The sequence below is a fragment of the Streptomyces sp. NPDC003248 genome (assembly GCF_055563235.1).
Map to the genome: position 1 here is coordinate 51,168 of NZ_JBVHDT010000005.1, position 14,449 is coordinate 65,616.

10 protein-coding genes are annotated in these 14,449 nt (G+C 71.4%); 9 read left to right on the plus strand and 1 reads right to left on the minus strand.

Features of this window, described 5'->3' with window-relative positions:
• The first annotated feature begins 18 nt into the window (after positions 1–18).
• The 5 genes from ACZ3KJ_RS14205 (at position 19) to ACZ3KJ_RS14225 (ending at position 8,906) form a co-directional block, all read left to right on the plus strand.
• Entirely contained in the window at positions 19–1,194 is a 1,176-nt protein-coding gene (locus ACZ3KJ_RS14205) for a DUF5685 family protein (RefSeq protein WP_467526895.1), read from the plus strand.
• 624 nt (positions 1,195–1,818) lie between these two features.
• Entirely contained in the window at positions 1,819–2,724 is a 906-nt protein-coding gene (locus tag ACZ3KJ_RS14210; protein ID WP_467526897.1) for a S1 family peptidase, read from the plus strand.
• Between the two features lie 397 nt (positions 2,725–3,121).
• Positions 3,122–4,204: a S1 family peptidase gene (locus ACZ3KJ_RS14215; protein WP_467526899.1), complete on the plus strand. Its 1,083-nt coding sequence runs from the start codon at positions 3,122–3,124 to the stop codon at positions 4,202–4,204.
• A 224-nt stretch (positions 4,205–4,428) separates the two neighbouring features.
• On the plus strand, positions 4,429–7,932 hold the full coding sequence (locus ACZ3KJ_RS14220) for a DNA polymerase III subunit alpha (protein ID WP_467526901.1): 3,504 nt from the start codon (positions 4,429–4,431) through the stop codon (positions 7,930–7,932).
• 5 nt (positions 7,933–7,937) lie between these two features.
• On the plus strand, positions 7,938–8,906 hold the full coding sequence (locus ACZ3KJ_RS14225; RefSeq protein WP_467527427.1) for a DNA polymerase Y family protein: 969 nt from the start codon (positions 7,938–7,940) through the stop codon (positions 8,904–8,906).
• Between the two features lie 147 nt (positions 8,907–9,053).
• On the opposite strand, the gene ACZ3KJ_RS14230 is transcribed toward ACZ3KJ_RS14225, so the two are convergent.
• Positions 9,054–9,545 carry a YbaK/EbsC family protein gene (locus ACZ3KJ_RS14230; RefSeq protein WP_467526903.1) on the minus strand — a complete coding sequence of 164 codons (492 nt, stop codon included), beginning with the start codon at positions 9,543–9,545 and terminating at the stop codon, positions 9,054–9,056.
• Positions 9,546–9,724: 179 nt separating this feature from the next.
• Between ACZ3KJ_RS14230 and ACZ3KJ_RS14235 the strand changes: the two genes are divergently transcribed.
• From ACZ3KJ_RS14235 to ACZ3KJ_RS14250, 4 genes are all read left to right on the plus strand, one after another.
• Positions 9,725–10,240, plus strand: a complete 516-nt coding sequence (locus ACZ3KJ_RS14235; protein WP_467526905.1) for a helix-turn-helix domain-containing protein — start codon at positions 9,725–9,727, stop codon at positions 10,238–10,240.
• Positions 10,241–10,478: 238 nt separating this feature from the next.
• The gene (locus tag ACZ3KJ_RS14240; protein WP_467526907.1) at positions 10,479–11,882 is read left to right on the plus strand and encodes a benzoate/H(+) symporter BenE family transporter; all 1,404 of its coding nucleotides are present in this window, start codon (positions 10,479–10,481) and stop codon (positions 11,880–11,882) included.
• 1,292 nt (positions 11,883–13,174) lie between these two features.
• Entirely contained in the window at positions 13,175–14,128 is a 954-nt protein-coding gene (locus tag ACZ3KJ_RS14245; protein ID WP_467526909.1) for a chlorinating enzyme, read from the plus strand.
• 21 nt (positions 14,129–14,149) lie between these two features.
• Entirely contained in the window at positions 14,150–14,416 is a 267-nt protein-coding gene (locus tag ACZ3KJ_RS14250) for an acyl carrier protein (RefSeq protein WP_467526911.1), read from the plus strand.
• Positions 14,417–14,449: the final 33 nt, after the last annotated feature.

Sequence of the window (14,449 nt, forward strand, 5' to 3'; positions counted from 1 at the left end):
GACCACGGGGGGATCGTCGTGTTCGGAATCGTCAGGCCGTGCCGTCACCGGCTCGGTGAGGGACTCAGGACCCAGTGGATGGCACATCTGTGCGGGCTGTGCCTCGCGCTGCGGCGGGACCACGGACAGTTCGCTCGGGTCGTCACCAACTACGACGGGCTGCTGATATCCGTCCTGACGGAGGCTCAGGCCGTCGGCCGGGACGGCGGAGGGCGGCGCACGGCCGGGCCGTGCCCGCTGCGCGGGATGCGGAGCGCGTCCGTCGCGCAGGGCGAGGGCGCCCGGCTCGCGGCCGCCGTCTCGCTGGTGCTGGCCTCCGCCAAGGTGCGCGACCACGTCGCCGACGGCGACGGCTGGCTGGCCCGGCGGCCGGTGGCGCTCGCCGCGCGCCGGGTCGCCACGAGCTGGGGCGCGGCGGGCGCCCGCAGCGGGTCCGCGGTCGGGTTCGACACCGCCGTCCTCGTCGACGCCGTCGACCGGCAGGTCGGCATCGAGGCGCTCGCCGGGCCCGGCACGCCGATCCTGACGGTCACCGAGCCGACCGAGACCGCGACGGCCGCGGCCTTCGCGCACACCGCGGTCCTGGCCGGACGGCCGGGCAACGCCGAACCCCTCGCCGAGGCCGGGCGCCTCTTCGGACGGCTCGCGCACCTCCTGGACGCCGTCGAGGACAGGGAGGCCGACGCCGCGTCGGGGGCGTGGAACCCGCTCACCGCGACCGGGACGCCGCTCGAGGAGGCCCGGCGGCTCGCCGACGACGCCGTGCACGGCATCCGGCTCGCGCTGCGCGAGGCCGAGTTCGACGACGCGAAGCTGGCCCATGTGCTGCTCGTGCACGAGCTGCGCGCCTCCGTCGACCGCGCCTTCGGCACCACCTCGTGCGGGCACCCGGCGCAGCGGTACGGGCCCCCGCCGGGCAACCCGTACGCGCCCTCCGGCCCCGGAGGCCCGCCCGCGCCCCCGCGGCCGCCGCACCGCGACCGGCGCGGCCTCCTCGCCGGCTGCCTGGTCTGGACGGGGCTCGCCTGCACGTGCCAGATGTGCTGCGGCGAGTACGACGACCCGTGGACGCGGGAACGCAAAGAGGGGTACTGCTCGCGCTGCGACGACTGCTCCGACTGCTGCGAGTGCTGTGACTGCTGCGGCAACTGCGGTGACGGCTGTTGCTGCGACGGCTGCGGGTGCGACTGCTAGGGCCTGTTGCGAAAGTCCCGTCGTCCGCCCGGAGGGCGGGCCTGGCGGCGTCAGGTGCGTGCTCTGGGGGTCCCCCCGGCCGAAGGCTGGGGGAGTGCCGGCCCCTGGCCCTCGTACTGGATGTACTTGGGTCAGGGGCCGGTGCGGCGAGTGGGGGTCCCCCCGGCCGGAGGCTGGGGGAGCGTGCATGGCGTCGTCGGGCAGGCGGGACTTTCGCAACAGGCCCTAGACGACTGCGGGTGCGACGGGCCCGGGGCAACGGGAAGAGGGGACGGCGATCGCCGGGTCCTGGGTCCCTGGCCCCGGGTCCTGGGTCCTTGGGTCCTTGGGTCCTTGGTCCCGGGCCCCGGGACCCGGGTGAGTTCCGGGCGCCCGGCCGCGTCCTCGCCGGGGCCGCGGGGGTCCGGCGCGTACGCTCATGAGGCCCAAGTCGCTCAGTCCGTTCGAAGACTGACGGCCGAAAGGTGCCCTTGCGCCGACCGGCCGTTCGGCCGAATACTCCCCCTCAGCGCTTGTCAGGGGCACGGCGTGTCCGGAATCCGGACGCCCGGGCCGACCTTTGACTGCGCCTCACGGGCCCCGACCCCACGCGGGCCCCCGACTTCCCCTGGGAGGGAACGAAACGTGAGGATCAAGCGCACCACCCCCACCAGCGGCATCACGAGACGGACCCGGCTGACCGCCGTGGCCACCGGGCTCGTGGCCGCGGCGGCCGTCGCCATGCCCCACGCGAGTGCGGCCGACGCCACCCCGTTCAGCGCCGCCGAACTCAAGAGCGCCGACGCCTCGGTGCTCAAGGCCGACGTCCCGGGCACCGCCTGGGCGGTCGACAGCAAGACCAACCGCGTCGTCGTCACCGTCGACAGCACGGTGTCCCAGGCCGAGATCGCGAAGATCAAGGAGCAGGCCGGCGCCAACGCCGACGCTCTGACGATCAAGCGCACCGAGGGCACGTTCCAGAAGTACATCGCGGGCGGCGACGCCATCTACGCGAGCAGCTGGCGCTGTTCCCTCGGCTTCAACGTCGTCGACGGCTCGGGCAACTACTACTTCCTGACGGCCGGTCACTGCACCGACGGCGCGGGCACGTGGTGGTCCAACTCCTCCCACACCACCACGCTCGGCACCACGGCGGGCTCCAGTTTCCCGACGAACGACTACGGCATCGTCCGGTACACCAACACCTCGGTCACCAAGTCGGGCACCGCCGGCAACACGGACATCACCAGCGCGGGCACCCCGAGCGTGGGCACCACGGTCTACCGCGACGGCTCGACCACCGGCATCCACAGCGGCCGCGTCACGGCCCTGAACGCGACGGTGAACTACGGCAGCGGCGACATCGTCTACGGCATGATCCAGACCACGGTCTGCGCCGAGGCCGGTGACTCCGGCGGTTCGCTGTACGGCACCAACGGCGTGGCCTACGGTCTGACCTCCGGCGGCAGCGGCGACTGCACCTCCGGCGGCACGACCTTCTTCCAGCCCGTGGTGGAGGCCCTGAACGCCTACGGGGTCAGCGTCTTCTGATCCCGGGGCCGCCCGAGTGTGCGCCCGGGACGCCACCGGCCGGCAGGTGAGCCCCCGCGCGCGACGGCGCGCGGGGGCTCACCCCTGCCCGAGCGGTCTGCCGCAGCGCACGACGGCGCCCTCGGTGACGCCGCGAGCACCGGCGACATCGCGTCAGGTCCGGACCTGGCCACCCGGTGTCCGGTGCGTCACGCGTGGCGTTCGCCGTGCGAACCGCCCGGCGCGAGGGGGGTGGTGAAAGCGCGTGGGGCGCGCTGTGGTCAGCGTGTGCGCGTCGGCAAGGCGACCTTGTGTGCTCCCTGCGGGGTCCGGGACAGTGAGCGCCCGTCGCCCCGGCCTTTCCGGGCCGCGGCGGTCCCCACGACCATCCGGGCCGACTCCCACAGGAGGACGCGAATTGACGTACCGACGCAGGTCCGGACGGCGGGCCGTGCTCACGGGAGCGGGTGTCGCCGCCTTCGTCGTCGCGGGAGTCACCTTCCCGACCGCGAACGCGACCGAGGCCGCGGGCCCTCCCGCGCCCCGGCCGCTCTCCGCCCCGGCGGCCGGAAAGCTCGCCTCGGCCCTCGGCGCGGCCCTCGGCGCCGACGCGGCCGGCAGCTACTACGACGCCGAGAGCGGGAGCCTCGTGGTGAACGTGCTCGACGAGGCCGCGGCCAGGACCGTCGAGGCGGCCGGCGCCAGGGCCAGACGCGTCGAGAACTCCCTCGCCGAGCTGCGCGGCGCCCGTACGGCGCTCCGGAGGCACGCGGCCGTCCCCGGCACCTCCTGGGTGACGGACCCGACCGCCAACGAGGTCGTCGTCACCGCCGACCGCACGGTCTCCGACGCCGAGTGGGCCCGGCTCGCCCAGGTCGTCGAGGGCCTCGGCCCCACGGCACGGCTCCAGCGCATCCGGGGGGAGTTCACGCCCTTCGCCGCCGGCGGCGACGCCATCACGGGCGGCGGCGGCCGCTGCTCGCTCGGCTTCAACGTGGTCAGGGGCGGCGAGCCGTACTTCCTGACCGCCGGTCACTGCACCGAGTCCGCCTCGGCCTGGTCGGACTCCTCCGGCACCGTCATCGGCACGACCGAGGCCTCCAGCTTCCCCGGCGACGACTACGGCCTCGTCAAGTACACCGCCGACGTGCCCCACCCCAGCGAGGTGAACCTCTACGACGGCTCGGCACAGGTGATCACGGGCGCCGCCGAGGCCACCGTCGGCATGAGCGTCACCCGCAGCGGCTCGACGACCCAGGTGCACTCCGGCACGGTCACCGGCCTGGACGCCACCGTGAACTACGGCAACGGCGACATCGTCGACGGCCTCATCCAGACCGACGTCTGCGCCGAGCCCGGCGACAGCGGCGGCTCCCTCTTCTCCGGCGGCAGCGCGATCGGCCTCACCTCCGGCGGCAGCGGCGACTGCGCCTCGGGCGGGGAGACGTTCTTCCAGCCGGTGACGGAGGCGCTGTCGGCGACGGGCACGCAGATCGGCTGACCCGGGCCCGGGCCCCGCGCTCGCGGGGGCGGGCCCCGCGCCCGTCCCCGCAGGCGCCCGCCGCCCGGTCATGGCTGCCCCGGAAGGGAGCCGGGCAGCCGGTCCCGCGGAGGGCGTTTGCGCAGGTGGAGGGCGCTCGAACAGGGGTCGTACAAACGTTCGGAATTTGGTCTATGGTGGAGGTGAGGCAGGTAGGAACTGATGTTCGATAGTGGGAGGTGTGGATGCCGGGCTTCACGCATCTGCACACCGTCTCCGGGTTCTCCCTGCGCCACGGCGCCTCGCACCCGGAGCGGCTGGCCGAGCGTGCCTGCGAACGCGGCATGGACGCCCTCGCCCTCACCGACCGCGACACCCTCGCCGGCACGGTCCGCTTCGCCAAGGCCTGCGCGAAGGCGGGCGTGCGCCCGTTGTTCGGGGTGGATCTGGCGGTGGCGCCCCCCGAGCCGGTCCCCGGCGGCGGAGCCGTACGGCGGGACAGGCGCCGCACCCCGGTGCGCGGAGGCGCCTTCGTCGACGAGTCGGCCCCCCGCGTCACCTTCCTCGCCCGGGACGGCGCCCGGGGCTGGGCCGGTCTGTGCCGGCTCGTCACCGCCGCCCACACCGCGGCGGACACCCCCCTGCTGGCCTGGGCCGACCAGCACGGCGACGGTCTGACCGTCCTGCTCGGCCCCGACTCCGACGTCGGCCGGGCCCTCGCCGCGGGCCGCCCGGACCGCGCCGCCCGGCTCCTCGTCCCCTGGCGGGAGGTCCACGGCGACGCCCTGCGCCTGGAGGCGGTCTGGCACGGCCGCACCGGCACCGGGCCCGGCTCCCTGCGCCTGGCCGCCCGTACCGTCGGCTTCGCCGCCGAACAGCGGATCCGGCCCGTGCTCAGCAACGCCGTCCGGTACGCCGACCCCGGCCAGGGCCCGGTCGCCGACGTCCTGGACGCCGCCCGCCGGCTGGTGCCGATCGACCCGGCCGGGGAGCTGGACTCCGGCGAGGCCTGGCTGAAGGACCCGGGCGCCATGCTGCGGACCGCCGAGCGGATCGTGGAGGCCGCCGGCTTCCGGCGCGAGGCCGCCCACCGCCTGCTGGAGCAGACCCGGGCGACGGCCGCCGAGTGCCTGGTCGACCCCGAGGACGACCTCGGCATCGGCACCGTCCACTTCCCCGAGCCGCACCTCGTCGGCGCCGGCCGGCGCACCGCCCAGCGGGCGCTCGCCTCCCGGGCGGCGGCGGGCATGGTGCTGAACGGCTACGCCGGCCGGCGCGCCTACTGGGAGCGGATGCACCAGGAACTCGACATCATCGCCCACCACGGCTTCGCCTCGTACTTCCTCACGGTCGCCCAGGTCGTCGACGACGTGAAGGGGATGGGCATCCGGGTCGCCGCGCGCGGCTCGGGAGCCGGCTCCCTGGTCAACCACGTCCTCGGGATCGCGAACGCCGATCCGGTCGAGCACGGGCTGCTGATGGAGCGCTTCCTGTCCAAGGAGCGGGTGGTGCTGCCCGACATCGACATCGACGTGGAGTCCGCGCGCCGGCTGGAGGTCTACCGGGCGATCATCGGCCGGTTCGGCGCCGAACGGGTCGCGACGGTCGCGATGCCGGAGACGTACCGGGTCCGCCACGCCATCCGGGACGTCGGCGCGGCCCTGTCCATGGACCCCGCCGAGATCGACCGGCTCGCCAAGTCCTTCCCGCACATCCGGGCGCGCGACGCCCGCGCGGCGCTGGAGGAGCTGCCCGAACTCAGGACGCTCGCGGAACACAAGGAGACGTACGGGAAGCTGTGGGAGCTGGTCGAGGCCCTCGACGCCCTGCCGCGCGGTGTCGCCATGCACCCCTGCGGGGTCCTGCTCTCCGACGCCTCCCTGCTCGCCCGTACGCCGGTGGTGCCGACCAGCGGCGAGGGCCTGCCCATGTCCCAGTTCGACAAGGACGACGTGGAGGACCTCGGACTGCTCAAGCTGGACGTGCTGGGCGTGCGGATGCAGTCGGCGATGGCGCACGCGGTCGCGGAGGTGCGGCGGGCGACGGGGGCCGAGGTCGACCTGGACGCCCTGCCGCCGGGCGACCCGGCGACGTACCGGCTCATCCGGTCCACCGAGACGCTGGGCTGCTTCCAGATCGAGTCGCCGGGCCAGCGCGACCTGGTCGGGCGGCTCCAGCCGAGCACCTTCCACGACCTGGTCGTCGACATCTCGCTGTTCCGGCCGGGGCCGGTCGCCGCCGACATGGTGCGGCCGTTCATCGCGGCGCGGCACGGGCGGGCACCGGTGCGGTACCCGCACCCGGACCTGGAGGGGCCGCTGAAGGAGACGCACGGGGTCGTCGTCTTCCACGAGCAGGTCATCGACATCGTCGCCGTCATGACGGGCTGCGGCCGGGGTGAGGCGGACCAGGTGCGGCGCGGGCTGTCCGACCCGGAGTCGCAGGGGCGGATCAAGGTCTGGTTCGCCCAGCGCGCGACGGCGAACGGATATGACGCAGAAACGATTCAGCGGACCTGGGGGATCGTCGAGGCCTTCGGTTCGTACGGCTTCTGCAAGGCGCACGCGGTGGCGTTCGCCGTCCCGACGTACCAGTCGGCGTGGCTGAAGGCGCACCACCCGGCCGCCTTCTACGCCGGGCTGCTCACGCACGACCCCGGGATGTACCCGAAGCGGCTGCTGCTGGCGGACGCGCGGCGGCGCGGGGTGCCGATCCTGCCGCTGGACGTGAACCGGTCGGGAGCCGCCCACCGGATCGAACTGGTGTCTGAAAATTCGGGACCTTCGGGGACTTCGGGGAACCCCGGCCGGTGGGGCCTTCGGCTGGCCCTCTCCGACGTGCACGGCATCAGCGGGGCCGAGGCGCGGCGGATCGAGGACGGGCAGCCGTACGCCTCGCTGCTCGACTTCTGGGAACGGGCCCGGCCCGGCCGGCCGCTCGCGCAGCGCCTCGCGCAGGTGGGTGCCCTGGACGACTTCGGCGCCAACCGGCGCGACCTCCAGCTGCACCTGACCGAGCTGCACCGCGGCTCCCGGGGTGCGGGCGGCGGTCAGCTCCCGCTGGCCGGCGGGCGCGGGACCGCCCCGGCGGGACTGCCCGCCCTCACCTCCGAGGAGCGGCTCAGCGCCGAACTGGGCGTGCTGTCCATGGACGCCTCGCGCAACCTGATGGACGACCACCGGGAGTTCCTGCGCGAGCTGGGCGTGGTGTCGGCCCGTCGGCTGCGCGAGGCGCGGCACGGCGAGACGGTGCTGGTCGCGGGCGCCAAGGCGGCCACCCAGACCCCGCCGATCTTTCGCCGCACCAAGTCGAGCCCGTACGGGGAGGCGACCCCGCGCGAGCCCCAGCGGATCATCTTCGTCACCCTCGACGACTCGGCCGGCCTGATAGACCTGGCTTTCTTCGGCGACAGCCAGGCCGACTGCGCTCACACGGTTTTTCACAGCTGGCTGCTGCTGGTCCGCGGGAAGGTCCAGCGCCGCGGGCCGCGTTCGCTCAGTGTCGTCGGCTCCGCCGCGTGGGATCTGGTGGAACTGGCCGAGTTGCGCCGTTCCGGAGGTCTCGACGCCGTGGCGGACCGGTTGGCGGAGAGCCGGGAGCGCCCCGACCCGGGGACGAGAGGGCGTGGCCGAACGATTCGAGTAGCCGACGGCGTCGACATGGATCCATGGGCGGATCTCAGGCCCGCCGGCGGTGGCTCCAGGGAAAGCGGCAAGCTCTGGCACTCCAGTCCGGGAAGCGCAGGGTGATCGAGATGGCCATTCTCCATGTCCAGGCGCCGGAGCCGTCTCGGGAGACGTGGGAGACGCTTCTCCAGGTCCTGGGTGACATCACCCCGGTCGTCCAGGCCGTTCCCCCCGACTCCGCATTGGCGGATGTGAGGGGGAGCGTTCGCTATTTCGACTGCGACGCTGTGGAGATCGCGCGACGCGTGCGTGTGCGCATGCTGGCGTTGTACGGCCTTGAATGCACTATCGGTGTGGCTCCCAATCCCATGCTCGCCAGGATGGCCGGGCACCACGGACCGCCCGGTGCCGTTCGCTGTGTCGCGGACACCCCACAGGGGATATCCGGGTTCTTGCATCCGAAGCCAGTGGCGTCCCTGTACGGAGTGGGCCCGAAGACGGCTCGCACGCTCTGCGAGTACGGGTTGGAAAGCATCGGCGAGGTGGCAGGGATTTCTGAGGCCACCCTGCAGAGGATCCTGGGCGCGAAGACGGGGCGTCTTGTGCACGAACGGGCCCGTGGCATCGACCGGACCCGTGTGGTACCGCACGCCCCACCCAAGTCGGCCAGCGCTGAATCGAGGTTCGGCAGGCACGAGGTCGATGGGTCCGTACGTCGCGGCGCACTGCTCGGACTTGCCGTCGACATCGGCAGGAGGATGAGAACGGACGGTCAGGTGGCCCGTGCGCTCACACTCACGGTTCATTACGCGGACCGGTCCACGACCGCCCGGACGCGGGTGCTTCCGGAACCCACGGCTCACACCCCCGTACTGGCGGGCACCGCACAGGCACTGCACGACTCCTTGGGACTTCAGCGGGCACGGGTGACGGCCCTTTCCCTGAGAGCCGAGGATCTGACGACCGTTCGGCGCTCCGGTCAGCAGCTCACCTTCGACCGGCAGACGGAGAGCGCCCGTCGACTGGAACCGGTCCTCGACCGTATCGCCGCAAGATGGCCCGGCTCTGTGGGGCCGGCGGTCCTCGCCCGATCGTGACAGTGCCGCAGGGCGCAGGGCGCAGGGCGCAGGGCGCAGGGCGCAGGGTGCCGGGCGCCGGGCGCCGGCATCGGCGGAGCCGCGCAGGGTTCCGTATCGCCTTCCGTTCGTTCGAAGTCCTGCTCGAACTCGGCGCGGAACCCGTGGTCAGGGGCCGACGGGCAGCAGGATCCCTCCGGTGACGTGAAGGAGTTCATCGACTGTGGTGGGGAAGACGGTGTGGGGGGTTCCGGCGGCAGCCCAGAGTCGGGGGTAGTCGCTCAGCGCCTCGTCGACCACGGTGGGAAGCGGCTGAGGGTGGCCGACGGGGGCCACCCCGCCGATCGCCTGCCCGGTGGCCTGGCGTACCTGTTCCGGGGTGGCGCGCCGGAGCTTGCCACGCCCCCACCGGGCGGCGAGTGCCGTGACGTCCACCTTGTGCCGACCGCTGGTCAGCACCAGCACCGGCTCGTCGTCCGAGATGAACACGAGGCTGTTGGCGATCGCGCCCACATCGCATCCCAGGGCCGCGGCCGCCTCGGCGGCGGTGCGGGCCGACTCCGAGAGCTCGCGCACCTCGCTCACGATGCCCGCCGCGGCGAGGGCGCGGGCCACCTCCATGGTGCGAACGGGCAGGGACGTGCCGTCCAGGGACGCCATGTGACTCCTTCGTGCAGGGGCACTGTCATGCGTTCCGTATCATGTGTTCCGTATACGGAACGTTCTGTTTACGGAACGATAGGGCTCTCGGGGGTGAGGGGGCAACTGCCCCCGGAGGAGGGTGTCGTCCGCAGGCGGACTCTCGGCCCCATTCATCCGGGCGAGGAGTGGGAGGCGCCATGGACCTGACGCGCGTCGGCTTGCGTGTGCGGGCATTCCGTGAAGCGCAGGGTATGACCCTGTCGGAACTGGCTCGCAGGTCCCATATCGGCAAGGGGACACTCTCCGAATTGGAGAGCGGTCGCCGTAACCCGACCCTGGAAACGCTCTACGCCGTGACGACCGCGATCAAGGTCCCGTTGAGTGCCGCACTGTGTGATCTCGAGTCTCCCGCGCAGATCTCCGGTGACGCCGTCGACGCCGTCCTCACCGACCGATTCGAGGACGACGCATCGGTCGCGGAAACCTACCGGGTTCGCATCCGTGCCGGGGCGAGGCAGGAGTCCGCCCCTCATGCGCCCGGCACGACAGAGCACATCATCGTCTTCACCGGCACCGCACGTGTCGGTGCACTCGGTGCGCCTGTTCTGATCGGCCCCGGTATGCACGGCGGTTGGGCCGCCGACGTCGCGCACCTGTACGAGGCGCCCCGAGGAGACGTCGAGGCCCTGCTGGTCGTACGTTACGTACGGTGATTTTCCACCCGACTCGGGCTTCTGCGGGCTTTTCGGCTTCTCGTGCTCGGACTTCGCCATGCGCGTGAACGGGCTGGGCCGTGGTTCGCCGGTATGTGCGAGATCGGCGGGTCGCCATGGTTGGTCCCGGTCCGCCTGACGGACGGTCGAAATACCGGACCGCGCTCTTCCGCAACCCGGTCTCGGATAGTGGGACGCGGGTTGCCCGGCCTCAAAAGGGCTGGCAAAAATCTATTCGGTGAGCGAGATCGATCACTCGAAGTTACCCAGGGCCGCGTCGGCCACCGCAGCGTTAGCCGGCCTGATCGCGGTGCTGGTGGGAGTCAGCAGCTCTGCCGCGATCGTCTTCTCCGCCGCCGAAGCGGCAGGGGCGGGACCACGGGAGCTCACCTCCTGGATGCTGGCCCTCGGGGTCGGTATGGGGGTCACCTGCATCGGTCTGTCCCTGCGGTACAGGGCCCCCGTCGTCACCGCCTGGTCCACTCCCGGGGCGGCGCTGCTGGTGTCCGGCCTCGACGGGGTGACGATGGCCCAGGCCGTCGGCGCCTTCCTGGTCTCCGCCGCGCTGATCGTGCTGAGCGGGCTGACGGGCTGGTTCGAGCGTGTGATGGGAAGGATTCCGGTACCGCTCGCGGCGGGGCTGCTCGCCGGGGTGCTCCTCCAGTTCGGCACCGGGCTCTTCGCCAGTATGGACGGCCACTTCGCCGTCGTGTTCTCCATCTTCGCGGTCTTCCTCCTGGGCCGGCGGCTGCTGCCCCGCTACGCGATCACCGCGTCGCTCGCCGTCGGTGTGGCGGTCGCCGCCGCACAGGGTTCGCTGCGACCGGACAGTGTTCGGTTCGCCCTCGCCGAACCGGTCTTCACGGCCCCCGTGTTCTCGTGGCAGGTGATCGTCAGCGTCGCGCTGCCCCTGTTCATCGTGACGATGGCCTCGCAGAATCTCCCGGGCGTCGCGGTCCTGCGCGGCGACGGCTACGACCGGGTGCCGGTGTCGCCGCTGATCACCTGGACGGGTCTCACCCATCTGCTGCTCGCGCCGTTCGGCTGTTTCGGACTGAACCTCGCCGCCATCACGGCGGCCATCTGCACGGGGCGCGAAGCACACGCGGACCCCGACCGGCGCTACTGGGCGGGGGTCTGGGCGGGAGTGTTCTACCTGGGCGTGGGCATCTTCGGCGGAACGGTGGCCTCGCTGCTGACCGCGCTGCCCACGGCCCTCATCCTCGGCATCGCCGGACTCGGACTGCTGGGCACCATCGGCAACTCTCTGGCCTCCGCACTGTCGGACGAGGGTTCGCGGGAGGCCGCGGTCGTCACCTTCCTGGCGACCGCGTCCGGGGTGACGCTGCTCGGCGTGGGTTCCGCGTTCTGGGGACTGCTGGCCGGAGTGCTGACCCTGGCGGTGACGCGCGGACGCCGCCGCCCGAGCGGAACCGGCACTTCGCAGGAGCCGGACCGGTCCGCCGTCAGCACCACGCCGTCCAGTTCCACGCCGTCCAACTCCACGCCGTCCAGCTCCACGCCGTCCAGCACCAAGCCCTCCAGCTCCACGTCCGCCGACGTACCCGAGTCTCCCGCGGCGAGACCGGCTTCCTCCGCCTTCGCGCCCGCACCAGCCTCCGCCACACGTCCCGCACCATGAGACGTCCCCGGCAGGGCGGGTGCGCCAGAAGACCCGCTTGCCGAGTAAATGGGCATGCGGGACGTACGCGCCGCCCCAGCGCCCCTCTTCATCTGCGGGAGGGCCTTCAGGGCCCGATTTCTCCGGCGCGAAGTACCGCCGTGAGCCACACGGCCGGCCCGCAGCCGCGGCGATCCACAAACGGTGCGTTCGCATGCACTCCACACCGTCCGTCCAGCGGTTTTTCGCTTTCACGGTGATGAAATGCCGTACCTGCTCCCTTTGGGGCGTGAAATGTGGACATGGGTCTCACGCGTGAGGAGGTGGCCGTGCCCTGCCGTCCACTCCTCGGACAGTCACGTGCCCAGTACGGGATCGCGCGGCCGACGGCGCTCCGGTAACGCGGTAGCGGCTGTTTTTCCTGTTCTTGACAGCGGGAGGGGTGAGCACGGGTACAATGGCCGAGTAACGTCTGCCCCTTGCACGACTGCAATTGCTCAGGCACCTCTTCTGAAGATCACCTTCACTTCTCTCGATTGCGTGCGGAGCCCCGCACTCGATGTCGCCACCAGCGGTTCAAAGGGGGAATGATGCCGGATTCTGCTCTGTGCAGACCTGGGGTATTACGTGTTCTGCCGGGCACTGCGTCGGCAGCTCGGTCGACGCGTCACCGGACTGCCGGCGCGGCCACGCCGTCTGCCGGCCACGCACCGCGAGACGTCGACCGGCACCGCGCACGATCCGCAGCTCCGTACAGTGCCGGGCCGGCGGTACGGCGTCAGGGCCGCGACGGACGCCGCGACGTGGACCGGCGTCGAACCGGTCCCGCCGGAACGTCTCCTCCCGCTCCTGTCACGTCCACCGGGCGGGGATCTCCCTGACCGATGCGCGGATCACCGCGATGATCCGTGCGTATTTTCCTGTTCCGGATCGCCAGGCCGGATACTCGGCCGGACCGGCGTGCTGTCCTATGGCATTCGGGCTGGTTCTGTAAAGAGCGACGAATCCCTATCCGGCCTTGCCCGGCCGCCGGCGCCGCTCGGAACACCGTGAAGTTCCGCGACCGCGCATGTGCCGTGCAGGTGAAATGAAGGCTGCCCGCGAAGCGTGGCGAACGTCCTGTTGACGTCACCAAAAGCCGCATGGTGAACTCAGAGACGTCAGGAGCGCTCGTCCCCCAGGAATTCTCTTCGGTCTCCTTTTCCTGTGCAGCGCTCCGCATGCGCCGATAAATCCTTCCCCTACTGCGACCGACCAGGCGAGTACCGCTGCTCGTGCACGTCCCTGTCTGCTCGTCACAAGAAAGTGGAGAAATGGATCACATCGCCGAGACCAAGAAATTCTCCCTCAGCGCCGAAGAGCTGGAGAAATTTCACCGCGACGGATACATCGGTCCGTTCGACCTCTACGAGAAGGAGGAGATGGAGGCGAACCTCCAGGCCCTCCGACCGAAGCTGCTGAGCACCAAGAACGCCATTTACGGTGGCGGCAAGTCCGTCTCCGGCAACACCAACCTGGCGAACTACGACCGCCACCTGGACATCGAGTTCCTCGCGGACCACATCACGCGTCCCGAGATCGTCGACCGGGTCTCCAGCATCCTCGGCCCGGACACCCTGTGCTGGCGCTCGGAGTTCTTCCCGAAGTACCCCGGCGACGAGGGCACCGACTGGCACCAGGCCGACAACTTCTCGAACGTCGCGGGGTCCAAGCACCCGCAGATCGTCTGGCCCGAGGACGCGGACTTCGGCGGGACCATCACCGTCTGGACGGCCTTCACCGAGGCCAGCATCGAGAACGGCTGCCTCCAGTTCATCCCGGGCTCGCACAAGACGATGAACTACGACGAGTCCAAGACCATGGACTACAACCCGGACGCCATCAACAAGACGGAGAAGAACGGCGTCCGCCGTGGCTTCTTCGGCCATGACTACCGCCAGCTCCAGAAGGACCCGGACTGGAGCCCGGACGAGTCGAAGGCCGTCTCCCAGGTCATGCGCCAGGGCCAGTTCATCGTCTTCTGGTCGACACTGATGCACGCTTCCCACCCGCACAGCGGTCTCACCGACCAGATGCGGCTGGGCTTCGCCGGCCGTTACCTGCCGACCTCGGTCAAGGTCTACCCGTACTCCACCGAGCTGGAGGAGTTCGGCGGACAGGCCAGTCTCGCGCAGTTCGGCAACGTCCTGACCTCGGGCCGGGACACCTACGGCCACAACCGCTTCGTGGACCGCACGGTGAACGGCCACCCGTTCCGCACCAACTGAGAACAGACAAGGACGGTCACCGTGTCGAACGACGCCCAGAGCACCCGGACCCCGACCCAGGAAGAACTGGAGCAGTGGGTCCTCACCGCCTGCCGGGACCTCGGTCTCGCCGTGGAGAACGCCGATGACGACTTCTTCGAGGCCGGTGGCAACTCGCTGACCGCGATACGCCTGATCACCCAGGCGGACGAGGCCTTCGGCGAGGACGCCCTGCCCCCGGACGACCTCTTCGCCCGCGGCGCCGTCCGGGACGTCGCCGCGTCGATCCTCCACAACATCCAGGGCTGAGGGAGCCGGCCGTGCGGCCCGACAGCGGCACAT

Bases quoted from the DNA above. Each gene is read 5' to 3' on its own strand.
- ACZ3KJ_RS14220 (WP_467526901.1), top strand. From the start codon at position 4,429: ATGCCGGGCTTCACGCATCTGCACACCGTCTCCGGGTTCTCCCTGCGC.
- ACZ3KJ_RS14225 (WP_467527427.1), top strand. From the start codon at position 7,938: ATGGCCATTCTCCATGTCCAGGCGCCGGAGCCGTCTCGGGAGACGTGG.
- ACZ3KJ_RS14230 (WP_467526903.1), bottom strand. From the start codon at position 9,545: ATGGCGTCCCTGGACGGCACGTCCCTGCCCGTTCGCACCATGGAGGTG.
- ACZ3KJ_RS14235 (WP_467526905.1), top strand. From the start codon at position 9,725: ATGGACCTGACGCGCGTCGGCTTGCGTGTGCGGGCATTCCGTGAAGCG.
- ACZ3KJ_RS14245 (WP_467526909.1), top strand. From the start codon at position 13,175: ATGGATCACATCGCCGAGACCAAGAAATTCTCCCTCAGCGCCGAAGAG.